Origin of the sequence: Thalassotalea profundi (assembly GCF_014653195.1) — a bacterium.
Classification (GTDB): domain Bacteria; phylum Pseudomonadota; class Gammaproteobacteria; order Enterobacterales; family Alteromonadaceae; genus Thalassotalea_B; species Thalassotalea_B profundi.
In genome coordinates, this window is sequence record NZ_BNAH01000015.1 from 1 (window position 1) to 21,488 (window position 21,488).

26 protein-coding genes are annotated in these 21,488 nt (G+C 37.0%); 22 read left to right on the forward strand and 4 right to left on the reverse strand.

Going from position 1 to position 21,488, the window contains the following annotated elements; translation table 11 throughout:
• Window positions 1-285 precede the first annotated feature (285 nt).
• The 7 genes from dusA to IE155_RS15765 all read left to right on the forward strand — a co-directional run bounded on the left by dusA (window position 286) and on the right by IE155_RS15765 (window position 4,503).
• Complete coding sequence (gene dusA, locus IE155_RS15735; protein ID WP_229817402.1) at window positions 286-1,242, forward strand: tRNA dihydrouridine(20/20a) synthase DusA; 957 nt, start codon at window positions 286-288, stop codon at window positions 1,240-1,242.
• Window positions 1,243-1,505: 263 nt separating this feature from the next.
• Window positions 1,506-1,646: a hypothetical protein gene (locus tag IE155_RS15740; RefSeq protein ID WP_189379212.1), complete on the forward strand. Its 141-nt coding sequence runs from the start codon at window positions 1,506-1,508 to the stop codon at window positions 1,644-1,646.
• Window positions 1,647-1,755: 109 nt separating this feature from the next.
• Window positions 1,756-2,601 carry a sulfurtransferase gene (locus tag IE155_RS15745; RefSeq protein ID WP_189379213.1) on the forward strand — a complete coding sequence of 282 codons (846 nt, stop codon included), beginning with the start codon at window positions 1,756-1,758 and terminating at the stop codon, window positions 2,599-2,601.
• 236 nt (window positions 2,602-2,837) lie between these two features.
• The gene (locus IE155_RS15750) at window positions 2,838-3,122 is read left to right on the forward strand and encodes a hypothetical protein (protein ID WP_189379214.1); all 285 of its coding nucleotides are present in this window, start codon (window positions 2,838-2,840) and stop codon (window positions 3,120-3,122) included.
• A gap of 18 nt (window positions 3,123-3,140) precedes the next feature.
• Window positions 3,141-3,803: a phage shock protein PspA gene (pspA, locus tag IE155_RS15755; protein WP_189379215.1), complete on the forward strand. Its 663-nt coding sequence runs from the start codon at window positions 3,141-3,143 to the stop codon at window positions 3,801-3,803.
• A gap of 93 nt (window positions 3,804-3,896) precedes the next feature.
• Window positions 3,897-4,106: a PspC domain-containing protein gene (locus IE155_RS15760; protein WP_189379216.1), complete on the forward strand. Its 210-nt coding sequence runs from the start codon at window positions 3,897-3,899 to the stop codon at window positions 4,104-4,106.
• Between the two features lie 49 nt (window positions 4,107-4,155).
• The gene (locus IE155_RS15765; protein WP_189379217.1) at window positions 4,156-4,503 is read left to right on the forward strand and encodes a hypothetical protein; all 348 of its coding nucleotides are present in this window, start codon (window positions 4,156-4,158) and stop codon (window positions 4,501-4,503) included.
• A gap of 126 nt (window positions 4,504-4,629) precedes the next feature.
• On the opposite strand, the gene IE155_RS15770 is transcribed toward IE155_RS15765, so the two are convergent.
• Window positions 4,630-5,367, reverse strand: coding sequence for an enoyl-CoA hydratase-related protein (locus tag IE155_RS15770; RefSeq protein WP_189379218.1), 738 nt, complete (start codon window positions 5,365-5,367; stop codon window positions 4,630-4,632).
• A gap of 69 nt (window positions 5,368-5,436) precedes the next feature.
• Between IE155_RS15770 and IE155_RS15775 the strand changes: the two genes are divergently transcribed.
• From IE155_RS15775 to IE155_RS15785, 3 genes are read left to right on the forward strand one after another with little or no spacing between them, the layout of a single operon-like run.
• Window positions 5,437-5,904 carry a copper chaperone PCu(A)C gene (locus IE155_RS15775; RefSeq protein ID WP_189379219.1) on the forward strand — a complete coding sequence of 156 codons (468 nt, stop codon included), beginning with the start codon at window positions 5,437-5,439 and terminating at the stop codon, window positions 5,902-5,904.
• Window positions 5,905-5,913: 9 nt separating this feature from the next.
• The gene (locus IE155_RS15780) at window positions 5,914-6,906 is read left to right on the forward strand and encodes a DUF2333 family protein (protein WP_189379220.1); all 993 of its coding nucleotides are present in this window, start codon (window positions 5,914-5,916) and stop codon (window positions 6,904-6,906) included.
• A 4-nt stretch (window positions 6,907-6,910) separates the two neighbouring features.
• The gene (locus IE155_RS15785) at window positions 6,911-7,666 is read left to right on the forward strand and encodes a TIGR04219 family outer membrane beta-barrel protein (RefSeq protein ID WP_189379221.1); all 756 of its coding nucleotides are present in this window, start codon (window positions 6,911-6,913) and stop codon (window positions 7,664-7,666) included.
• Window positions 7,667-7,875: 209 nt separating this feature from the next.
• Here IE155_RS15785 and hslO read toward each other — a convergent pair whose 3' ends face one another.
• Together hslO and IE155_RS15795 are read right to left on the reverse strand one after the other, a co-directional pair.
• On the reverse strand, window positions 7,876-8,739 hold the full coding sequence (hslO, locus tag IE155_RS15790) for an Hsp33 family molecular chaperone HslO (RefSeq protein WP_189379222.1): 864 nt from the start codon (window positions 8,737-8,739) through the stop codon (window positions 7,876-7,878).
• 3 nt (window positions 8,740-8,742) lie between these two features.
• Window positions 8,743-9,150 (reverse strand): S4 domain-containing protein, encoded by a 408-nt coding sequence (locus IE155_RS15795; RefSeq protein WP_189379223.1) that lies wholly within the window; start codon window positions 9,148-9,150, stop codon window positions 8,743-8,745.
• 188 nt (window positions 9,151-9,338) lie between these two features.
• Here IE155_RS15795 and gspC point away from each other — a divergent pair, with 188 nt between their 5' ends.
• The 12 genes from gspC to IE155_RS15855 are packed head-to-tail and all read left to right on the forward strand — an operon-like array spanning window position 9,339 to window position 20,799.
• A complete protein-coding gene (gspC, locus tag IE155_RS15800; RefSeq protein ID WP_189379224.1) occupies window positions 9,339-10,295 on the forward strand; it encodes a type II secretion system protein GspC in 957 nt (318 codons plus the stop codon).
• 16 nt (window positions 10,296-10,311) lie between these two features.
• Entirely contained in the window at window positions 10,312-12,411 is a 2,100-nt protein-coding gene (gene gspD / locus IE155_RS15805; protein ID WP_189379225.1) for a type II secretion system secretin GspD, read from the forward strand.
• On the forward strand, window positions 12,411-13,982 hold the full coding sequence (gene gspE, locus IE155_RS15810; protein ID WP_189379226.1) for a type II secretion system ATPase GspE: 1,572 nt from the start codon (window positions 12,411-12,413) through the stop codon (window positions 13,980-13,982). Before gspD ends, gspE begins: the two co-directional genes overlap by 1 nt.
• A gap of 11 nt (window positions 13,983-13,993) precedes the next feature.
• The gene (gene gspF, locus IE155_RS15815; protein WP_189379227.1) at window positions 13,994-15,217 is read left to right on the forward strand and encodes a type II secretion system inner membrane protein GspF; all 1,224 of its coding nucleotides are present in this window, start codon (window positions 13,994-13,996) and stop codon (window positions 15,215-15,217) included.
• A 1-nt stretch (window position 15,218) separates the two neighbouring features.
• A complete protein-coding gene (gene gspG / locus IE155_RS15820; protein WP_189379228.1) occupies window positions 15,219-15,662 on the forward strand; it encodes a type II secretion system major pseudopilin GspG in 444 nt (147 codons plus the stop codon).
• A gap of 22 nt (window positions 15,663-15,684) precedes the next feature.
• Window positions 15,685-16,305, forward strand: coding sequence for a type II secretion system minor pseudopilin GspH (gene gspH / locus IE155_RS15825; protein ID WP_189379229.1), 621 nt, complete (start codon window positions 15,685-15,687; stop codon window positions 16,303-16,305).
• A complete protein-coding gene (gspI, locus tag IE155_RS15830) occupies window positions 16,289-16,708 on the forward strand; it encodes a type II secretion system minor pseudopilin GspI (protein WP_189379230.1) in 420 nt (139 codons plus the stop codon). The genes gspH and gspI overlap by 17 nt, the downstream gene beginning before the upstream one ends.
• Window positions 16,708-17,346, forward strand: coding sequence for a type II secretion system minor pseudopilin GspJ (gene gspJ, locus IE155_RS15835; protein WP_189379231.1), 639 nt, complete (start codon window positions 16,708-16,710; stop codon window positions 17,344-17,346). Before gspI ends, gspJ begins: the two co-directional genes overlap by 1 nt.
• A complete protein-coding gene (gene gspK / locus IE155_RS15840) occupies window positions 17,339-18,334 on the forward strand; it encodes a type II secretion system minor pseudopilin GspK (protein WP_229817383.1) in 996 nt (331 codons plus the stop codon). Before gspJ ends, gspK begins: the two co-directional genes overlap by 8 nt.
• A 1-nt stretch (window position 18,335) precedes the next feature.
• Window positions 18,336-19,589 (forward strand): type II secretion system protein GspL, encoded by a 1,254-nt coding sequence (gspL, locus tag IE155_RS15845; RefSeq protein WP_189379232.1) that lies wholly within the window; start codon window positions 18,336-18,338, stop codon window positions 19,587-19,589.
• Complete coding sequence (locus IE155_RS15850; protein ID WP_189379233.1) at window positions 19,586-20,056, forward strand: type II secretion system protein M; 471 nt, start codon at window positions 19,586-19,588, stop codon at window positions 20,054-20,056. The genes gspL and IE155_RS15850 overlap by 4 nt, the downstream gene beginning before the upstream one ends.
• Complete coding sequence (locus IE155_RS15855; RefSeq protein ID WP_189379234.1) at window positions 20,056-20,799, forward strand: type II secretion system protein N; 744 nt, start codon at window positions 20,056-20,058, stop codon at window positions 20,797-20,799. The genes IE155_RS15850 and IE155_RS15855 overlap by 1 nt, the downstream gene beginning before the upstream one ends.
• Here IE155_RS15855 and yrfG read toward each other — a convergent pair.
• A complete protein-coding gene (gene yrfG, locus IE155_RS15860) occupies window positions 20,796-21,461 on the reverse strand; it encodes a GMP/IMP nucleotidase (protein ID WP_189379235.1) in 666 nt (221 codons plus the stop codon). The genes IE155_RS15855 and yrfG overlap by 4 nt on opposite strands.
• Window positions 21,462-21,488: the final 27 nt, after the last annotated feature.

Genomic DNA, 21,488 nt, shown 5'->3' on the forward strand with positions numbered 1-21,488 from the left:
AATCGAAAACGATTGCATAGCCACCTTGGTCATGTGTCACCTGATGAGTATGAAAACCAGTTTTTAACTGGAAGCTAGAGGTCCACAAAATCGGGGGAAGATCATTATATTTATTTCTCAGGTATAATCGCATTTTAATTTAAGCTCAAAATCCTACCAGTCAGGGTGACTGAAAGATAAATTCAGTGCAATTCTAGGAAATTTAGAGCAGTTATGAATAATATATCAATGAATAAAGAAATCTCCACAAGCGTTATAAAATCTGAAACTCCCGTAAATAGAGGGATGCATGCACTCTCCGTTGCACCCATGCTTGATTGGACTGATCGCCACGCACGTTATTTTTATCGTGTGCTTTCTAAACGTACTGTGCTGTATACCGAAATGGTAACCACTGGCGCTATTCTTTTTGGTAAAGGCGATTACTTGTCGTTTAACGAAGAAGAGCATCCCGTAGTGTTACAACTTGGTGGTAGTGATGTTAACGCTATGGTTGAATGCGCCAAAATTGCTGAGCAACAAGGTTATGACGAAATAAATATTAATGTGGGGTGTCCGTCCGATCGAGTGCAAAATGGTCGCTTTGGTGCCTGTTTAATGAGTGAACCTCAGTTGGTTGCACAATGTGTGAGTGAAATGCAAAGTGCGACGAACATTCCCGTAACTGTTAAGTCACGTATTGGTATTGATGACCAAGACAGTTATGAGTTTTTGCATACCTTTATTGATACAGTAGCCCGAGCAGGTTGTCAGCACTTTATTATTCATGCAAGAAAGGCATGGCTGAGTGGTTTAAGTCCTAAGCAAAACCGTGAAGTGCCACCTCTTGATTATGAACGGGTTTATCAAATCAAAAAAGATTTTAACAATCTGACTATTTCAATTAATGGCGGTATTAAGACCTTTGAGCAAAGCCAAGCACATTTGCAACATGTTGATGGAGTAATGATTGGCAGAGAGGTATATCAAAACCCTTATCTATTAGCAGAAGCTGATCAAATATTGTGGGGTGACAATACGCCTGTGTTATCGCGTGAAGAAGTGATAGAAACCATGTCTGACTATATCGATCGTTATGTTTCCAATGGCGGCAGAGTTTGGCATGTTGCTCGTCATATGTTGGGCTTATGTAATGGCTTGGCAGGCGCGAAGCAATTTCGACGTTTTTTAAGTGAAAATGCTAATAAAGCAGGGGCGAATAGCGAACTGTTGAAAGCCGCATTTGCTAAAGTGAGTTATTAAATTATTACTTAAACTGAGTTTTAGTAAAAAGAGTTGTTAATTTCACTGATAATTGGTCGATATAACTATTTTTTTATTGGTAAATTATCATGTTTAAAAAATCACATAATATATAGAACAATTAAATTTTACTTTAAATCAAATAGATAGAAAAAACATCATCTGTTGGCACAACCTTTGTTAGCATTAATGCGTCTATATAGCTACCTACGTAGTTATATGTAGAGACAATGCCACTATATTAATGATAAAAAAGGGATGAAATGATGTTAAGTTTGACGACTATTGGTTTTTTATTAACTACTCCTGCAATAACACTGTTAGCTATTTCAGTTTTGGTTAGTTGGTATGAAGAAAAAGAGCGTTGTGTCATGCAAGATTGTATTGGTAATTTGAAGGCATAAGTTCCGAAGTGAGTATTAAAATCTAACGAAGCAGTTATTTATTTCTGGCTTTATTCATTTCAGGAAATCGTGCATAGTTTAATCAGTATTTTTTAAGATCAATGAAACTATGTCAATATTTCCATCCCCTCTTGTTAGTTGCACACAGCTACAATCCATTATTGATGATCAAAACCTTATTGTATTAGATGCAAGCATTCCACCTATTGGTGACCAAATGTTACCTGATGCTAGATGGCCTGATGTTTGTATTAAAGGGGCCAGACGATGTGATATTAATCAAGAGTTTTCTGATCATAAGAACCCATCTCCACATGCAATGCTTTCACCAGAAAATTTTCAGCAAGTAGCGAGAAATATAGGTATCAATAATGAATCAACTATTGTTGCCTATGATGATCTTGGCTTATTTTCAGCCGCTAGAACCTGGTGGATGTTTAAAGCGATGGGTCATAAAAATGTATATGTACTTGATGGGGGCCTACCGCAATGGCTAACTTTAAAGCTTCCCACTGATAAAGCAAATAACCAAGTGTGTTATGCCAAAGGCAATTTTAATGCACATTATCAGAAAAGTATGTTTAGCAGTAAAGAAGATGTATTTAATGCTATCGATAAAAATACTGTACGTATATTAGATGCTAGATCTGCCGAGAGGTTTTATGGCAAAGTTGATGAACCGCGTGTAGGAGTACGCAAAGGGCATATTCCTAGTTCAGTAAACCTACCTTTTACTATTTTATTTGAGCATGGCTTATTCAAACCTAAAAAAGAGTTATTAATGCTTTTATCGCAATACGCAACTAAAGAGCAATCATTAATTATGTCATGTGGTTCAGGTGTAACTGCTTGTATTTTAGCTTTAGCTGCTGATATTTCAGGATATTATACAGTGAGTATTTATGATGGTTCTTGGAGCGAATGGGGTGCAAATCACAAGCTACCCATTGAATAATTCTCTTTTCAGTACACCCTTTATCTAAATGTGAATATTTTAACCAACCTCTTAGTCAAATAGACCATATTTTGGTCTGACATAATATGTCTTAATTTTATTCTAAAATACCTTTTTTAAAATTTTTATTAATAAACAGTTGGTTACGATGTTTTTTATTGTTGGCACGTCACTTGTAATAGTAACGATAACTTCATGATTAAATGAATTACTACTTTACTTTACCAAGGATATCGATGATGAAAATTGCAAATAAAATATTAGCCATTATTCCACTGTTAGTCGGTTTAGGTGCAACTACTTCAGCTTTTGCTAATACCGAAGACTTAAATGCTTCATTACATAAAGCATTGGAAAAACAGACACAGCAAGTTACTCAGTCAATAGAAAGTAAGTTGCAACAATCTTATCAGGCCGACATTACGGCTATGGCAAAACAAGCTGCAGCTCAATGGAGCGATAAACAGCAAGTAATCGCAAGCATCAACTTAACTAACATTGAAAATACAAAAACGAAATAAAACTTAAGGGGAATTACTATGGGTATGTTTTCAAGATTTACAGACATTATCAATGCCAATATCAATAGCATGTTAGATAAGGCGGAACATCCAGAAAAAATGATTAAGCTGATTATCACGGAAATGGAAGAAACACTGGTTGAAGTGCGTTCAACCGCAGCGAAACATATAGCAGAAAAAAAATCGTTATTAAGACAAATTCGTGTGATGGAAACCAGTGCTGCTAATTGGCAAGAAAAGGCTGAGCGTGCAGTGAATAAAGCGCGTGATGACTTAGCTAAAGCGGCATTAAGTGAAAAGCATAAAGCGGTATCTGAAATTGAGTTCTTAACGAAAGAGCTAGAGTCGCTAGAAGAGTTTTTAACTGCTGTTCAGGAAGACGGGCAGCGTATTCAGGAAAAATTAACTGAAGCAAAACGTCGTCAAGAAGCATTAATTTTACGTCAACAATCAGCACACGTTCGCTTGAAAGTACGAGAACGAGAAAATGTTTATAACATTGACGAAGCGTTAAGTAAGTTTGAACGTTATCAACAAAAGATTGATCGTGTTGAAGCTGAATTGGAAGCTTACGATTTAACTAAAAATAATGATCTAGATAGCCAGTTCAAAGCGCTTGAAGATGATGAAAATGTTGAATTGGAATTAGACGAATTAAAGAAAAAAGTCGCTAATGGGTAGGGGTTGAGTATTACCGCCTATCTATAAATAGGCGGTATACGTAAGTAATAACAGCCAAATAAATAGATTAGTTTTTGTATTAAGGAGTATCAAATGAGATATCAACAAACATATAAAGTTGAAAAAACATTAGCTAAAGACAGTATGTATAAAAAACTTTCAGGCGTTTGTGCTGGAATAGCTAAGCATTACGAGCTGCCAAGACTTGGTGTGAGAATAGCCGCTATATTTGCACTAATTACGTTTCCAGTAGCAACGGGGGTTGCTTACATTGTCGCCGCATTATTAATGCCAACTCGATAGTGATAAAGGTGTATTCATTAAGCGGAAAATACTTTCAAAGGGGATGGATATGTCATTGATTAAATCATTATTTTTAGCAATTATTGCGACGTTATTCTTAACTTATGTGCTAGGTATAAGCATGATTGAATTCTTTGATGTTGATATTTACATGGGCGATAACCTTATTGAACCTTTGAAAGCTATCAGTATCTCTGCATTAGTTGTAGTTTTGTTAGTACTTGCGGCATTAGCCATTATTTTAAGTGTATTTGGCACCATAATTTTTCTAGGGTTATTGATTGTAGGCTCTTTAGCTATGGTGATGATTGGCGTGTTTTGGCCAATATTATTAGCAGTAGGTGTTATCTGGCTAATTGTTCGTAATAAAGACAAGAAGGCACCGCAATGTTCTTAATTAAAATATCGTGGCAGAGGTTCCAAATAAAAAGAACGAGCTGAAAAAGAAGAGTTAAGCGAGTTGATAAGGTTGTTAATTATTCGTTTATTAACAACCTTTATAGTTTAAATGAAAGTAAAAGTTTTATTTAAAGAAAGCGCTTAATATGCTCTTACAAGTATCGCTATTCATTAAACGCGTAAAGTCTTGAGCTTCATTAATCATCGCTTGTTCTACTTGTGCTTGCGTTGATTTTTTCATTAATTTACGGCTTGTTTGTACAGCATCTGCAGGTAATTTTGCGATATTTTCAGCGGCGGTTAGCGCGGTAGATAAAAGTACTTTTGATTCACAACAATGATTGACAATGCCATAATCACAGGCTTGTTGACCAGTGAAAGTATTACCTAATACTAATAATTCAAAGGCTTTGTTGTGACCCATTTTTAGAGGCAACAATAAGCTTGAAGCTGCTTCTGGACATAGGCCTAATTGCGTAAAGGGCAGTTTAAACTTAGCATCGTTAGTACTAAAAACCATATCAGAATGTAATAATAAGGTAGTGCCTATGCCAACAGCAGGGCCTGCAATAGCAACAACAATAGGTTTAGAAAATGCAGCAAGTTGTTTGACAAATTTAAAGGCAACAAACTCTTCTGAACCATCGTGTTGTAAAAAATCAGCAAGGTCATTACCCGCGCAAAAACATTGCTCATTACCTTGAATAAGTAGACAATGAATAGCAGAGTTTTGCTCTGCGTACTCAAATAATCGGCAAAGTTCAGAATACATTACTGTATTCAATGCATTTTTTTTGTCGAAACGATTAAGGGTAATTGTTAAAACATTATTTTTTTCGTTTGAGAGAATTAAGTTATCCATTTTCCAATAGCTTAGTTAAAATAAAGACAGTAACACAATAGACAAAATTATTAAGGAAGTATAGCGTCAATGAAAAATCTATTAGTTAAAACACTTACATTATTATCTCTATTTTCATTCACTGCCCTGTCTGCTTTTGCACAGCAATTAACCGTCAGCGAAGGACATATTCGCGCAACAATACCTGGAACTAATGTGTCTTCGGCTTATATGACCTTAAAAAATACCAGTAATGCCTCAGTGACTTTAGTTGGTGCAACTAGTGACTTTAGTGATCGTATTGAAATTCATGAGCATGTAATGAATGATGGTATGATGAGTATGCGCAAACGAGAAAGTCTTGTAATTGATGCGCAAAGTGAAGTGCAGTTACAGCCCTATGGTTATCATTTAATGATTTTTAATTTAACAGAACCGTTAGTTGAAGATAAAAGTGCAACAGTTACCTTATTGTTTTCTCACGGTGAGCCTCAAACTATTAATTTACCGATTCAAAGTATTAAAAAGGCTTCAAATGAAGGCCATAAACATCATTAGGAGTATATTATGACGACTAAATTTTCCCCGAAACTGATTTTTTCTCTACTATTTGGCTTAATAGTTATTTTATATTTTGTTGGGGTTTATTGGAGTTTTGAGCCTGAACAATTTGATGTAAAAGCAAGAGCTGCTGCTGATGCTAAAGCAAATAATGTTGCTCCCGTTGTTGGCTACACCACAACAAGCACTTTAATTCATGTTAGCGAAGTGTTATTGAATAAACCCGGTGGTTATTTATCTAACGATGCGCTACCTCCATCATTTTTTCTCGATAACATTCCATCATGGGAATTTGGTGCTTTGGAAATGGTGCGAGATTTGTCGTTAATTATGCGACAAGAGTTTAGTCGCTCTCAATCACAATCGATGGAAAACAAACATCTGCAAATAGCCCAGCCTCAATTTAATATTGATAGTAAAAGTTGGGCAATGCCTAGTGCAGAAGGTGAGTATAAAAAAGCCATAAAAGCTTTGTATGACTTTCGTGCAGAGCTAGCAGATCCTAATAATCAGTCAGCACAATTTTATGCTCGAGCCGATAATTTACGTGATTGGTTGCATGAAGTAACCAAACGTTTAGGTAGTTATTCTCAGCGCTTAAGTGCTAGTGTTGGTCGTGAACAATTGAATGTAGATTTAGCCGGCGATAATGTTGCGTCGCAGTCAACCTATAGCCAATCTAACTTGGCATTAAAAACTAGCTGGTGGAAAATTGATGATATTTTTTACGAATCGCGTGGTGCAACATGGGCGTTACTACATTTTCTAAAAGCTATTGAAATTGACTTTAACGATGTGCTGGAAAAGAAAAACGCGCGTGTTAGTTTACAACAAATTATTCGAGAGCTAGAAGCAAGCCAAGAATCCGTTTGGAGCCCAATGATATTAAATGGCTCAGGTTTTGGTATGTTAGCTAATCACTCTTTAGTGATGGCTAATTATATTTCCCGTGCGAATGCAGGATTAATCGATTTAAATGACTTATTAAGTCAAGGATAAATAAATGAAAAAAACAATATTAGTTACATGTTTGTTATTAGGTTGTAGTACTAATGTAACTGCTGATGTAATCGGTGTTTATTTAGGTGCAAGCGTTTGGGACCAACAGGCAAAAGGTAATTTAGGCAGTAGCAGTGAACAGTTAGATTTTAATTTGGCTGATCAACAACAAATGAGTTACTCGTTAGCCGTAGAGCATCCTTTGCCGTTTATACCAAATGCAAAAATTGCGACTAGTTCTTTAGAAACAGATGGCGCAATAACATTAAATGCACCATTTGAATTTAAAGATCAAACGTTTGATGCATCGAGCCAAGCCTCAGCAAATTTTGATGTTACCTTTGTAGATTACACTTTGTATTATGAGCTTTTTGATAACGATCTTATCTCTTTTGATTTTGGTTTTACGGCGCGTGACTTTGATGGCTCAGTAACAGTTGAAGGTCAAATCAATGGGAATGCTGGTTCAGGCGTTATTTCAACGAGTGAAATTGTACCTATGTTATACGCACGTACTAACGTAGGGTTACCTTTTACGGGATTTAACTTTTTTGCTGAAGGTAATTTCTTATCAGTTACCGATCATACCCTTTATGATTATCAAGCAGGGATAAGCTATGAACTTGTTGATAATCTGGCAATAGACATAAACCTAACGCTAGGCTATCGCTCACTTAAATTAGAATTGGATGATTTGAACGATCTCTATACTGATATTGAGTTTAGCGGCTATTTTGCAGGTGTGGTTGTACATTTCTAATTATGGATAGTTTGTAAAACGAAGTCGATAGGGCCTTAATGTAGTAATGCTCCATTAATGCCCGCTTAAGTTAGATTTTTAATTACATTATATCTGTTGTTATAAAAGTTTAATAAATTCAATCCGTTGGGTTGGAAACTGATTATAGTATGGTAAAAAGAAGAATGTATGCCTGTTGATGATTCAACAATTAACAACAGGCTTTAGGTTTAGTGCTTTTTGTTTGTTAAAAATGGCGCTAAATCTTTCTCATCAAAGCTATAGTCTGTTAAGCAATAATCGCAGGTCATTTTCACGCAACCTTGCTCAGCTAAAATGCTGGTAAGTTCACTTGCTTCCACTTGAGAAATGGCACTTAAACACTTTTCTTCAGAACAGCTACATTGGTATGTCACCAGTTGCGGATCAAACATTCTCACTTTTTCTTGATGGTATAAGCGGTAAAGTAACGTTTGAGCGTCTAATGAAAATATTTCTTCAGCTTTAATTGTATTCGTTAATTGGCACAAGTGTTCGAAGTCTTTAATTTGTTGCTCTTTATCATCACCATCAGGTAATAATTGTACCAAACTCCCTGCTACCTTTTGTGAGTCTCCGTCATGGAATAACCATATTTTAGTAGGTATCTGCTCTGATACTTCAAAATAATGCGCAACACATTCCGCCAGCGTGTCTTTTTCTAAGGCAACAATACCTTGATATGGTTCACCTTGCTTAGGTCTAATAGTGATTACCATGTTTCCTTTGCCTATTAATGCTTTAAGGCCTTTAGCATCGGTGTTTTCAGTAACACGAGCAATACCTCGCATTTTTTGTTGGTGATCCCCATTGATGACGGCATAACCTACTGGACCATCACCTTGTAATTGAACCGTAATTTCACCTTCAATTTTTAGCGTGGCTGTTAATAAGCAAGTTGCAGTTAGAAGCTCTCCCAATAATTGGCGAACCCCTTCACTATAATTATGGTTAGCAATTATGGCTTGGTAAGATTCGCTCAATTGCACTAACTCACCACGTACATGCAGATCATCAAATAAGTAACGGTTTAATACATCAAATGACTGATTCACAAATTAGATCCTTTCTTTTAGTTGCCGAATTTGACGGCGCTGTTTTTTATCGGGTTTAACGTCACTTGCTGGACTTAATAAAATACCTTGCTTGCGAGCAAGGCTATTCTTTTCTCTTGTTTCTATACTTTGTTTTGTTTCAAGGTAAAGCGTTTTAGCAAAAGTAGCATTTTTGCGTTTATCCGCTAATGCAATAACTTCTACATCTTTTTGTTCAAAGCCTTGGCGTAGTGTAATTTTATCGCCAATAGCCACCGCTTTACCTGACTTGGTACGCTGACCATTATAAAACACTTTACCGCCATCAATCATCTGTTTGGCAATGGCTCGCGTTTTATAAAACCGGGCAGCCCACAACCATTTATCCAAACGGATGGCTTCGTTAGTTTTAGATTTTTGATCTTGTTTCATAATTTTGCCATATTAGTCGTATTTAATACGGTCGCGCACGTTATCACAGTGTCATTTTTTTCGCCATAAATAAACATAGTTTGTAAATAAAAGTAAAAAATCACGATGTTATCTTGTTGCCTTGCATTAGCTCACGTATTATCAATAACGATTTAGTAACTTTTCTCAAATATATAGTAAAGAGCAGTATGCCGTTTCCAAATAGTTGGACAGAATTGAACAATATTCTAATAAAAGTTCCGCAGCAAAAATTAGCAAAAATACTAAGTATCTTGTTACTCATCTATATTGCTTTTTTAGCGGCAAAGACCACGTGGTTATTATTTGATACTAATGAAACTTCTATGCCTGTCAACTTTGTAGCTTCAAATTTTGAAGGTCAAGAGCAGGCCTCTGTAAATTTATCGGCAATTAAACAGTTGAACTTGTTTGGAGAATATAATAAATCAGCACAGGCTATAAAAGTTCAACCTGAAGAAGTTCAAGATGCACCAGAAACTAAATTAAATTTAACCTTAACGGGTGCTGTAGCAAGTGATAATAGTGATATTGCGGCGGCAATTATAGAAAATAATGGTAAACAAGAAACCTATGGTATTGATGAACAAATAACGGGCACAAGGGCGACGTTATCTAAAGTGTTTAATGATCGTGTGTTAATAAAAGTTAATGGGAAGCTTGAAACCTTAATGCTTGATGGTTTTGAATATAATAAAAATACCCGCAGCAATATACGCCAACCTAAGATGTCAAGTTCTCGAGCGCCTTCGACTATTGCGCAATCGAGTTTTACCGCTCCCAATATTGTTGATCAGCGTGATAATGAAAGTTTAAGTGAAAGTGTTCAACAATTAAAAGATGATTTAAATGAAAACCCTGGAAAAATAATCGACTATTTAAGAATTAGTCCTAAACGTCAGGGTGGAAATATTGTTGGCTATAGTTTAATGCCCGGTAAAAATGGTGAATTTTTTACTGCGTCAGGTTTAAAAGCGGGTGATGTTGCCGTGCAGATAAATGGTTATGATTTAACAGTACCCAGTAATGCAGCACAAGCATTACAGGAACTTCAAGAACAATCGGAAGTCTCACTCCTTGTTGATCGCGATGGCGATATGACAGAGATCTTATTTAGTATAAATTAGTTTTAAGGAATTTTTCATGCGCACACCAGCAACTGCGCCTTGGTATCGACAATTAGCATTCATGTTAGCAACGGTTGCATTAAGCACTAGTGTTTTAATTACGTCGGCTTCTGCAGCTCAATATTCTCCAAACTTTAAAGGCACCGACTTAGAAGAATTTGTCAATATTGTTGGTAAAAATTTAAAGAAAACCATGATTGTTGATCCTAACGTTCGTGGCAAAGTTAATGTAAGAAGTTATGACTTATTAACGGAAGAGCAATATTATCAGTTTTTCTTGAATGTGCTTGAAGTGTATGGTTTTGCGGCAGTTGAAATGGAAAATAACATTATCAAAATCGTGCGCAAAAAAGACGCTAAGTCGTCATCTATTCCTGTGGTTGGAGAAGAAAATCCAGGTATGGGAGATGAAATGGTTACCCGAGTAGTTGAAGTAAAAAATGTAACTGTTCGAGAGTTAACGCCATTATTACGACAAATATCGGATCAAGCTGGGGGAGGTACGGTTACTAACTATGACCCAGCTAACGTGATTATGATCACTGGCACTGCTGCGGGTGTTAATCGTTTGGTGAATATTATTAAACGAGTCGATAAAGCTGGGGACCAAGATGTTGAAATTATTAAATTACAATATGCTTCTGCTGGAGAGATGGTCCGTATTATTGAAGCGATGAATCAGTCAGGGCAAGGTAAAGGCGCATCAACACCTACTTTTCTTATTCCTAAAATTGTTGCTGATGATCGTACCAACAGCGTTATCGTTAGTGGTGAGCGTCAAGCAAGAGAGCGTATTTCGAAATTGGTTTCAAGACTTGATAGTGAATTAGAAACTAACGGTAATACTCGCGTTTATTATTTAAAATATGCTAAAGCAGAAGATTTAGTCAAAGTACTTGAGGGCGTTAGTGCTTCAATTGAAGCAGAGGGAGCTACTAGTAAAGTCGCGCAACGAGGTAGTAGTAATAATGCAAGAGATATTAGTATCGATGCTCATGAGTCGACTAATACCTTAGTGATTACAGCACAACCCGATATGTTACGTTCACTCGAAACTGTTATTCGTCAATTAGATATTCGTCGAGCGCAAGTATTGGTAGAAGCGATTATTGTTGAAGTATTTGAAGGCGATGGTGTTAATTTAGGCGTTCAATTTTATAATGAAAATGGTGGGTTTACTCAGTTTAATAACGGCCCAGCGTCTCTAAGTTCTATTGCTGCCGCTGCTGAAGCTGCACAATCAACTAAAGGTGATTATGTTCCCGCCGAATATAATAGCGATAACGTTTTAATCAAAGAAGGCTTTTACCAAAACGATACTAAAGGCGACTATAGTTTACTAGCGCAATTATTGGGTACAGTAAATGGCACCATGATCGGGTTAATGAAAGGCGATTGGGGAGCAATTGTTCAGGCGGTAAGCTCCGATACTAATTCAAATATTTTGTCGACACCGAGTATAACGACACTCGATAATGAAGAAGCAGAATTTTTAGTTGGTCAAGAAATTCCTATTTTAACCGGTTCTACTGCAGGAAGTAATAATGGTAATCCATTCCAAACGGTTGAACGTCAAGAAGTGGGTATTAAATTAAAAGTGACTCCACGAGTTAATGAAGGTTCAGGAGTGCAATTAACCATTGAACAAGAAGTGTCTTCGGTAAGTGGAGCCACAGGTGTTGACGTGTCAATTAATAAACGTAAGTTAACCACTACTGTAATGGCGGATAATGGCCAAACGATCGTGTTAGGTGGTTTAATTGATGAAGATGTACAGGAAAGCCAGCAAAAAGTTCCACTGTTAGGCGATATTCCTATTATTGGTCACTTATTTAAATCAACCAGTAATACTAAGCGTAAACGTAATCTTATGGTCTTTTTACGACCTACCATTATTCGTGATGGCAAATTGATGAATGAAATTAGTAAAGAAAAATATAATTACATTCGTGCTCAAGAATTAAATAGAATTGATGCTGGCATATCGTTAATGGATGATGAAAAGCTACCTTTATTGCCTGAATGGAATGATGAGCTTTCATTACCACCTTCATTTGACGAGTACAGCGAGCAGAAAAAGACTGAGCAGGCTATCCAGAAAAAAGACCAAAAATAATGAACGAGCAGTCACTAAATAAAACGCCATTAAGTGAAGCGTTATCAAATGAACAAGTCATTGCTGAGGATGAAGATCTTTCGCATATCAACACATTAGATGATGATATTGTTTATTTACCTTTTGGCTTTGCCAAGCGCCACAGCATTTTAGTTAAACGAGTGGATGATCGCTATTGTGTTCATTGTATCCAATCTGTTTCGGTGAGTGCGTTAAGCGAAATACGTCGCATTGTAAAACAACCAATCACCATTCAAGTTGAAACGCCTGAGCATTTTGAGCTTATGCTGACAGAGGCTTATCAAAGAGATTCTTCTGAAGCACAACAAATGATGGAAACTATTGGTAATGAAGTTGATCTATATTCTCTTGCTGATGAAATGACAGAAACTGAAGATCTGCTTGAAAACGAAGATGATGCGCCAATTATCAAGCTAATTAATGCAATGTTAAGTGAAGCCATTAAAGAAAATGCTTCAGATATCCATATTGAAACCTTTGAGCAAAGCTTACAAATTCGATTTCGTGTAGATGGAGTATTACGTGAGATTTTACGTCCAAACCGTAAGTTAGCGTCATTACTCGTTTCACGTATTAAGGTTATGGCTAAATTAGATATTGCAGAAAAGCGTATTCCGCAAGATGGCCGTATTTCATTGCGTATCGCAGGGCGAGCCGTTGATGTTCGTGTTTCTACCATGCCGACAGGGCATGGTGAGCGAGTAGTATTGCGTTTACTTGATAAAAATTCGGCCCGCCTAAACTTAGAAGATTTAGGTATGACGGAAAATAATCGTAATCTATTTTCTCAGTTAATCGATAAACCACACGGTATTATATTAGTCACCGGACCAACAGGTTCAGGTAAAAGTACAACGTTATATGCAGGGCTCAGTCAAATAGATCACAAAGAACGTAACGTTCTAACCGTTGAAGATCCTATTGAATTTGCGATTGAAGGTATTGGACAAACACAAGTTAATACCAAAGTAGACATGACATTTGCACGTGGACTTCGAGCAATACTTCGTCAAGACCCAGATGTTGTAATGGTTGGTGAAATTCGTGATTTAGAAACTGCTCAGATCGCGGTACAGGCGAGTTTAACTGGGCATTTGGTAATGTCTACATTACATACAAATACGGCCTCTGGTGCAATCACGAGAATGGAAGATATGGGAGTAGAGCCTTTTCTTCTGTCTTCCAGTTTATTAGGGGTTCTCGCACAACGATTAGTACGAACATTATGCCCGCACTGTCGAGAAAGTCATTTGCCTGATGATGAAGAGATTAAAATTTTATCATTAGCACCTGATAATCAAAAGCCAATATATAGAGCTGTAGGTTGTACTGAGTGTAACCATAAAGGTTATAAAGGGCGCACAGGTATTCATGAGCTATTGTTTGTTGATGATGAAATTAGAGAGTTAATTCACAACGGAAAAGCGGAACAAGCCATTGAGCGCTATATTCGTAAAATAACACCGAGTATTCGCCGCGATGGGTTTGATAAAGTTATGGCTGGCATTACCACACTTGAAGAAGTGTTGCGTGTAACTCGTGAAGATTAAGAGTATTAGTAATGGCGGCATTTGATTATCAAGCGGTTGATAACCGAGGAAAAAATAAAAAAGGGGTTATTGAAGGGGATACGCCAAGGCAAGTCCGTTCTATGCTTAGAGAGCAGGGTTTAATTCCAACCGAAGTTACTCCTAGTTTACAAAAGTCTAAACAAAACTCATCAAGAATACGCTTTGGTAGTAAAAATAAAGTATCGGCTACTGAACTTGCTCTTATTACTCGCCAATTAGCCACTTTAGTAGAGTCTGGCTTACCACTTGAAGAGTCGTTACTTGCAGTTGCTGAACAGTGTGACAAAAACAGTTTAAAAAGTATGATTATGGCGGTTCGTACTAAAGTAACTGAAGGTTACGGTTTGTCTGAAAGTATGGCGGAATATCCGCAAGTATTTAGTGATCTGTTTCGTGCTATGGTGGCGGCAGGCGAAAAGTCAGGGCACTTAGAAAAAGTACTCAACCGTTTAGCTGATTATACTGAGCAAAGACAGCAATTGCGTTCCCAAATTATTCAAGCACTTGTATATCCAATAATTATGACGGTAGTTGCCATAGGCGTCATTGTTATTTTACTTACTAAAGTTGTGCCGCAAATTGTTGGTCAGTTTGAACATATGGGAGCTAATTTACCGCAAAGCACACAGTTCTTAATTGCGAGCAGTGATTTTTTGCAAAACTATGGGCTTTATATTTTTATTTGCCTTTGTTTAATCGTGATTGCTTTTAAACGTATGTTACAGAAACCATCTTTTAAACTCGCTTTTCATCAGCGACTTCTAAGGTTGCCACTGATTGGTAAAGTAGCTAAAGGCTTGAATACCGCACGGTTTGCCCGCACCTTAAGCATATTGACAGCAAGTGCTGTACCTTTACTTGAGAGTATGAAAATTTCCGGTGAAGTGCTTAATAATCTCCATATAAAAGCGAAAGTTAAAGAGTCTGCAGATAAAGTCAGAGAGGGTTCTAGTTTACGTGTTTCATTAGAGCAAACTAAGCTTTTCCCACCGATGATGTTACACATGATTGCCAGTGGTGAAAAAAGTGGTCAGTTAGAACATATGCTCGGACGTGCAGCAGATAATCAAGATCGAGAATTTGAAGCCATAATGAATATTTCACTTAAGGCATTAGAGCCAGCCATTATGGTCAGTATGGCGGGCGTGGTACTGTTTATTGTGATGGCCATTCTACAGCCAATATTACAGCTAAATACGATGATAGGAAGTTAATATGATACAAAGTAAATCTAATAAAAAACAACAAGGTTTTACCTTGCTCGAAATAATGGTTGTCATTGTAATTTTAGGTATTTTAGCCAGTATGGTTGTACCTAATTTAATGGGAAGTCAAGATCAAGCTCGTGAACAAAAAGCGGTGATTGATATTGGTGCATTGGAAACAGCTTTAGGAATGTATCGTTCTCAAAATTATAATTACCCGACTACAGAGCAAGGTTTAGAAGCATTAGTTGTAGAAACTGATGTAGAGCCATTACCCCGTCGTTTTCCTGAAGGTGGTTATATCAAACGTTTACCTAAAGACCCATGGGGTAATGATTATCAATTATTGAATCCAGGTGAACATGGAAAAATGGATGTATTTTCGTTAGGACCTGATGGATTACCAGATACAGACGATGATATAGGTAATTGGAATTTGGGTGATTATCAATAAAGCAGGCATTTAGGCATTGATCATGGCTAGTAACAGCTTAAATTCACATAAAAATAAAGGTTTTACCTTAATTGAAGTGTTAGTCGTGATCGTGGTTGTTGGCTTAATGGTTGCTGCGGTTCAATTTAGCTTTAACAGCAATAAACCTGAATCTGAACTACAACAAGAAAGTGTCCGCTTCGCGGGCGTTTTCGATCTAGCTGCTCAGTATGGATTACTTAATAATGTTGAATTAGGTTTGGTAGTGCATGAAAGTGGCTATTCTTTTGTTGGTTACGATGGTACTCAATGGGTTGAGCTTAGCGACTTAGAGTCTCTTAGTCATTATCAATTGCCAGAATATATGACCCTCGCTATAACATTTGATGACTTACCCACTGATGAATCTGCTTTAATCAGCCGGGAGCTTTTTGAGCCTGAAGATGACGATGATTTTACATTAGAGAATGATGAAGAAAAGCCAATAATTCCTCAAGTTTATATATTGTCTGGGGGGGATATTACTCCTTTTAAAATGACCTTTGGCTGGCATAAATTGGCAAGAGTAGAAGAAGAAATTATTTATGAAGTTATTGGAGAATATACTACGCCATTGACAATTAAAGGCCCCATTATAGATGGACTTTATGATGAACAGAAGTAATCTATTGAACGTTCAATTTCCACAAGTTAGCAAGCGGTTACTAGGTTTCACTTTAATTGAAGTACTTTTGGCCATGTCGATCTTTTCAATAGCTGGTATTGCACTATTAAGCACTGCCGATACCCATATGAATAACCTCACTATTTTAGAGAAGAAAACTTATGCAGATTGGGTTGCATCAGACCAATTAGTCGAAGCAAACTTAGATAGCACTTGGCCACCTAAAAACAATCAAAAAGGGCAGGTTGAATTAGCAAATCATACTTGGTTTTGGACGCAAAAGGTGATCAAAACCACTGACAACAATATGCGAGCTGTTGTTGTTGAAGTAAGATTTAATGAAGATGATGAACTTGCCCTGACCAGTTTGATGACTTACTTATCAAATAATGAGTCACGCTAATGCGTTATATACAGCATCATAAGTCAGCAGGTTTTACACTTTTAGAAGTACTAGTGTCTGTTGCTATATTTGCCTTAATTAGTTTAGCAAGCTTTAGCTTATTTGATGGTGTATTGAAAAGCGAAGCCGTCTCACGTAAGCAAATGGAACGTTTAAATGAAGTTCAGCGAGCATGGATGATTATAGAGCGTGATATATTACAGATAGCACATCGGGGCATGCGTATTGAGGGGGAAGCACCAAGTGAAAACTTTTTATTCGCTAGTTTTGATGGTTATTCCTCTAATAATAATGCACTGGCCTTTACACGCTATGGTTGGACAAACCCAGGGTTATTAATTCCTCGTAGTGATATGCAATCAGTTGCCTATCGTCTTGAAGAAAAGCAATTACAGCGATTACATTTTAATTTTGTTGATAGTGTTGTGGGTGAAGAAGCTAAAATACGGCCTCTTATTGAGAAGGTTGAACGAATTTCATTTGAGTTCTTCTATCAAAAAAAATGGCAAAAAGAAATAGAAGATGCACGACTACCTTTAGCGATTAAAATTATTTTAGAAACTGAAGATTTAGGTATTTTAACCCGAAAGTTTTTAGTTGCAGGGGATAATCAACAAGCGGAGGCGGTGGGTGGTTAATATCAAATCCCGAGGAGTCGCTCTAATTACTGTTATGTTGCTAGTTGCATTAGCGGCAATTATTGCGACACAAATGCTCGCAAGAATACAGTTACAAACGCAAAGAACAACAAACATTGCGTTTAACCAACAAGCTTATTGGTATGCAATGGGGGCTGAAGCATTTGCAAAACGAGTATTGCTTACAGCTTTTAAAGATGAACCTAATATGACGCATTTACAGCAAATTTGGGCGCAAGGAGAGAATAGTTACCCTGTTGACTTTGGCAGTATTACTGGTGAAATCACAGATCAACAAGCATGTTTTAATTTAAATGCGTTAAAAAAAGAAGCAGACCCAAGCGCTGCACCTAATAAAAAAACTGTAGCACGCGAGGTATTTGAACGGTTATTGCTGTCATTAAACATTGAAGATATTGGTTCATCTACATTCGAAGCGGAGCGATTGGCGGATGCGCTAACGGATTGGTTGGACAGTGACAGTAATATTTCAAATGTTGGGGGGGCTGAAGACAATGATTACGCAGGTAAAGAACATCCTTATTTATCAGCGAATAATTATTTAGCAAGTGTTAATGAGTTAAGAGTGATTGAGCATTTTACTCTACCGATTATTCACGCGATTAAACCCTTTGTTTGTGTAATACCTAATAGCGACCTACATCAAATAAATATTAATACATTATCGGCTGAACGATTTGAATTATTAGAGGCATTACTTAATATTTCACCGGTGGATGCAGAAGAATTGCTCAGTTCAAGGCAAGAAGAGGGTTATGAAAACAAGGATGATTTTTTTAATTCCCCGCAAGTGAGTAAGTTAAATATTCAAGAAGAGTTAAAAGAGCAGTTTGTTGTTGATAGTGAATACTTTAAACTAAAGGCATCAGCGAATTTTAATAATAGTTATTTTGCAATGAACTCGCTACTCAAAGTAGTCAACAATAGCCAAATAACAGTAATTAGCCGCATGATAGGACGTGACTAAAATGGCGGAAACTTTATATATAAGATTAGGTAGTACAAGTAATGAACGCATTCATTGGCTTGTATATTCTGATACTGAACAAGAAATTATCGCCAGTGGTGAACTATCTGGCGCTTTGGCGCTTGAGCATTTAACGGAAAAATCACTTCAACGTAAAGTTGTGGTATTTGTGCCTGGATGCGATATAGCGATAAAACAGTTACATGTGCCAGCTAAATCTCAAAGAGCAATTAAGCTAGCTGTACCTTATATGCTAGAAGATGAATTAGCCCAGGATGTGGATCACTTATTTTTTGCTTATGCCAACATCAAAAACGATGCTAACACGAGTAATTGCTTTGTTGCTGTCGTTGAACAAGTACAAATGGAGCGGTGGTTATCTTGGCTAAATGAAGCAGGAATCCGCTGTAAAACAATGCTACCTGATGTCCTAGCTTTGCCTGTGGTAGACAATACTTGGCAAGCAGTAGCGTTGGGCGAGCAAATATTAATTAAACAATCGCAATGGCAAGCTCAAGTAGTTGATACTGCTATTTGGCCATTGGTCAGTGATAATTTAGCCAATAATTTTATAACTGCACATAAAGAAGACGGTTTACCTATTTTACAGCACTACTCGCCTTTGTCGGGTACCAGCGAACAACTAACCTTAGAGAGTATGCCTGAGGAATTGCCATTAGCGTTATTAGCAAAAGGCAGTAAAGGCCTTAATTTTAATTTATTACAAGGTCAGTTTCAGGTAAAAGAAAAACGCTCTCCAGCCTTAAGAACTTGGCAGATAGCTGCGGCAATTATGGGTATCGCCTTCATAATGAACTTAACATATAAAGGGGTTCATTTATGGCAATTAGCAGATAAACAACAATTAATTGAACAAGAAATTATTAACACTTATAAAAACACTTTTCCGAAAACTAAACGTGTAAGTGTTACGACGGTGAAGTCACAACTAAAAGGTAAAATGTCAGAAATTGGTGCCGGTGATCAAAGCGATAGCTTTTTAGTTATGTTAGCGAATATTGAACCCGCCTTTGCAATGGTTAAAGACCTTAAGCCGAGCTCCATAAAGTTTGATAGCAAAAGAAAAGAGTTGCGCTTACAAGCGTCAGCAAATGGTTATCAGCAATTTGAGCAATTTAAACAACAGCTAGAGAAGCAGCAGTTTGCGGTTTCTTTAGGAGCACAAAATAATCAAGGTGATAAAGTGTCTGGCTCTTTTAGTATTGTCGCAAACACGCAAGGGGGGCGTTTATGAAAGCTTGGTGGTTAGGCTTAAATACCCGAGAACAGCGTTTAATTGGTGCATTAGGCGGTGTTGTTTTGATCTTCTTGTTTTATAGCTTGGTGTGGCAACCATTAAACAACAATATTGAGAACACTGAAAAAAGAGTTGCACATCAAACAGAGTTATTAGCATGGGTGCAACAAGAAACTTCTCGATATCAAGCCAATAGCGGTAATGTTAAACGTCCTAATAGAAATGCAAGTCTGTCAAGTATCGTTAATCAAGCCGCGAATCAAAGTGGAATATTTATTACACGTATCCAGCCTCAAGGAAGTGATTTGCAAATATGGATAGATAATATTGCCTTCAATGTGCTCTTACAATGGCTGGAACAACTCTCTCAACAGCACGGATTAATTATTAAAAATATTGATTTAGATGCAACTGATATTAACGGAGAAGTACGCGTTCGTCGCCTACAGTTAGGAAATAATTAATGAAGAAGTGGTTGGCAGTGAGTGCTGCTTTTGTAAGTGTTTATATGGTGTTTTTAATCGCATTCTTACCTGCAAATTTTGTAGTAAATAAAGTTAAATTACCCAAAAACATACAAGTAGGCCCAGTATCTGGGACTATATGGCATAGTAAAATAGATAGTTTATTGGTTGAGAGAACAGTTATCAATAATGTAAATGTTCATGTTAACTGGTTATCACTTATCGCGTTTAATCCAACGGTTGATATTGAGTTTGGTGGCGCATTGTATGCAGGTCCAGAAGGAAAGGTACGTGTATCTGGTGTCTTATCTGACTTAGCTATTACTGACTTACAACTTGAAATAAGTGCAAACGAAATTGCACAACAATTACCCTTACCTATTCCCGCACAGGCAAAGAACATTGTATCTGTTACTATCGATGAATTCGTACTGGGGCAACCAGTTTGTCAACAATTATCAGGAAATGTAAAGTGGGATAACGCCGCGATTATTGCTTTATCTGAACTTGTTCCTTTAGGTACATTAAGTGCTAAATTAACCTGCGAAGAAGGTAAAGGATTAGTTGTTTTAGATAAAAACAACGATCTAGGGGTTACGTTTACAGCTGAGATTGGCACTAATGGCGCTATTTCAGGTAATGGTTATTTAACACCTCACCAAAACCTTCCGAAAGCCATTGAGCAAGTATTACCATTTTTAGGGCGGCAAGATAGAGAAGGGCGTTATCGTCTTATGTTTTAGTGTTTAGCAATATCAGCAAGTAAATCACTAAAATTAGTAATAGAAGGGTACTCAATAATAGTTTTTGCTTCTTGTTTGCTATCAGGGTTTGCCACAGCAAGTAAATGTGCAATACCAAATTTCTTCGCTGAATCTAATATATTAATACTATCATCTACAAACAGCGTATGTTCATTTGAAAACGGTTGTCTAGCTTGCAAACGTTGCCATAATAATTGGGATTCTTTGGTAGCACCGAACTCATGCGTTGAATAGAGTTGATCAAAGTATTGGTGTAATTGGGTACGCTCAATCTTTAATGATAGGCTATCAGGGTGTGCATTAGTGACTAAAATGATCTCTCTTCCTGAGTCTCTAAGTGCGACTAAAAAATCGTGAGCATCGTCACGTAATTTAATTAAGTGCTGAACTTCACGTTTTAATTGGGTTATAGGTAACTGGGTTTGTTCAGCCCAATAATCCAAACAGTACCAAGATATAGTACCCTCTACCCGCTTATAGTGGCTAATGAGCTTTTCTTTAGCTTCTTCTAGGCTAATATTCGCGATTTCACTGTAGCGTTTTGGTAAATGTTGCAACCAAAAATGATTATCAAAATGTAAATCTAATATTGTGCCATCCATATCTAATAAAACAGTTGTTATTTTTGACCAATCAAGCATAGATTTTTCCTAGTGAAACGGCTTATG

Coding starts and splice junctions, on each gene's coding strand:
- dusA (WP_229817402.1), top strand. CDS start 286: ATGCATGCACTCTCCGTTGCACCCATGCTTGATTGGACTGATCGCCAC.
- IE155_RS15740 (WP_189379212.1), top strand. CDS start 1,506: ATGATGTTAAGTTTGACGACTATTGGTTTTTTATTAACTACTCCTGCA.
- IE155_RS15745 (WP_189379213.1), top strand. CDS start 1,756: ATGTCAATATTTCCATCCCCTCTTGTTAGTTGCACACAGCTACAATCC.
- IE155_RS15750 (WP_189379214.1), top strand. CDS start 2,838: ATGATGAAAATTGCAAATAAAATATTAGCCATTATTCCACTGTTAGTC.
- pspA (WP_189379215.1), top strand. CDS start 3,141: ATGGGTATGTTTTCAAGATTTACAGACATTATCAATGCCAATATCAAT.
- IE155_RS15760 (WP_189379216.1), top strand. CDS start 3,897: ATGAGATATCAACAAACATATAAAGTTGAAAAAACATTAGCTAAAGAC.
- IE155_RS15765 (WP_189379217.1), top strand. CDS start 4,156: ATGTCATTGATTAAATCATTATTTTTAGCAATTATTGCGACGTTATTC.
- IE155_RS15770 (WP_189379218.1), bottom strand. CDS start 5,367: ATGGATAACTTAATTCTCTCAAACGAAAAAAATAATGTTTTAACAATT.
- IE155_RS15775 (WP_189379219.1), top strand. CDS start 5,437: ATGAAAAATCTATTAGTTAAAACACTTACATTATTATCTCTATTTTCA.
- IE155_RS15780 (WP_189379220.1), top strand. CDS start 5,914: ATGACGACTAAATTTTCCCCGAAACTGATTTTTTCTCTACTATTTGGC.
- IE155_RS15785 (WP_189379221.1), top strand. CDS start 6,911: ATGAAAAAAACAATATTAGTTACATGTTTGTTATTAGGTTGTAGTACT.
- IE155_RS15795 (WP_189379223.1), bottom strand. CDS start 9,150: ATGAAACAAGATCAAAAATCTAAAACTAACGAAGCCATCCGTTTGGAT.
- gspC (WP_189379224.1), top strand. CDS start 9,339: ATGCCGTTTCCAAATAGTTGGACAGAATTGAACAATATTCTAATAAAA.
- gspD (WP_189379225.1), top strand. CDS start 10,312: ATGCGCACACCAGCAACTGCGCCTTGGTATCGACAATTAGCATTCATG.
- gspE (WP_189379226.1), top strand. CDS start 12,411: ATGAACGAGCAGTCACTAAATAAAACGCCATTAAGTGAAGCGTTATCA.
- gspF (WP_189379227.1), top strand. CDS start 13,994: ATGGCGGCATTTGATTATCAAGCGGTTGATAACCGAGGAAAAAATAAA.
- gspG (WP_189379228.1), top strand. CDS start 15,219: ATGATACAAAGTAAATCTAATAAAAAACAACAAGGTTTTACCTTGCTC.
- gspH (WP_189379229.1), top strand. CDS start 15,685: ATGGCTAGTAACAGCTTAAATTCACATAAAAATAAAGGTTTTACCTTA.
- gspI (WP_189379230.1), top strand. CDS start 16,289: ATGATGAACAGAAGTAATCTATTGAACGTTCAATTTCCACAAGTTAGC.
- gspJ (WP_189379231.1), top strand. CDS start 16,708: ATGCGTTATATACAGCATCATAAGTCAGCAGGTTTTACACTTTTAGAA.
- gspL (WP_189379232.1), top strand. CDS start 18,336: ATGGCGGAAACTTTATATATAAGATTAGGTAGTACAAGTAATGAACGC.
- IE155_RS15850 (WP_189379233.1), top strand. CDS start 19,586: ATGAAAGCTTGGTGGTTAGGCTTAAATACCCGAGAACAGCGTTTAATT.
- IE155_RS15855 (WP_189379234.1), top strand. CDS start 20,056: ATGAAGAAGTGGTTGGCAGTGAGTGCTGCTTTTGTAAGTGTTTATATG.
- yrfG (WP_189379235.1), bottom strand. CDS start 21,461: ATGCTTGATTGGTCAAAAATAACAACTGTTTTATTAGATATGGATGGC.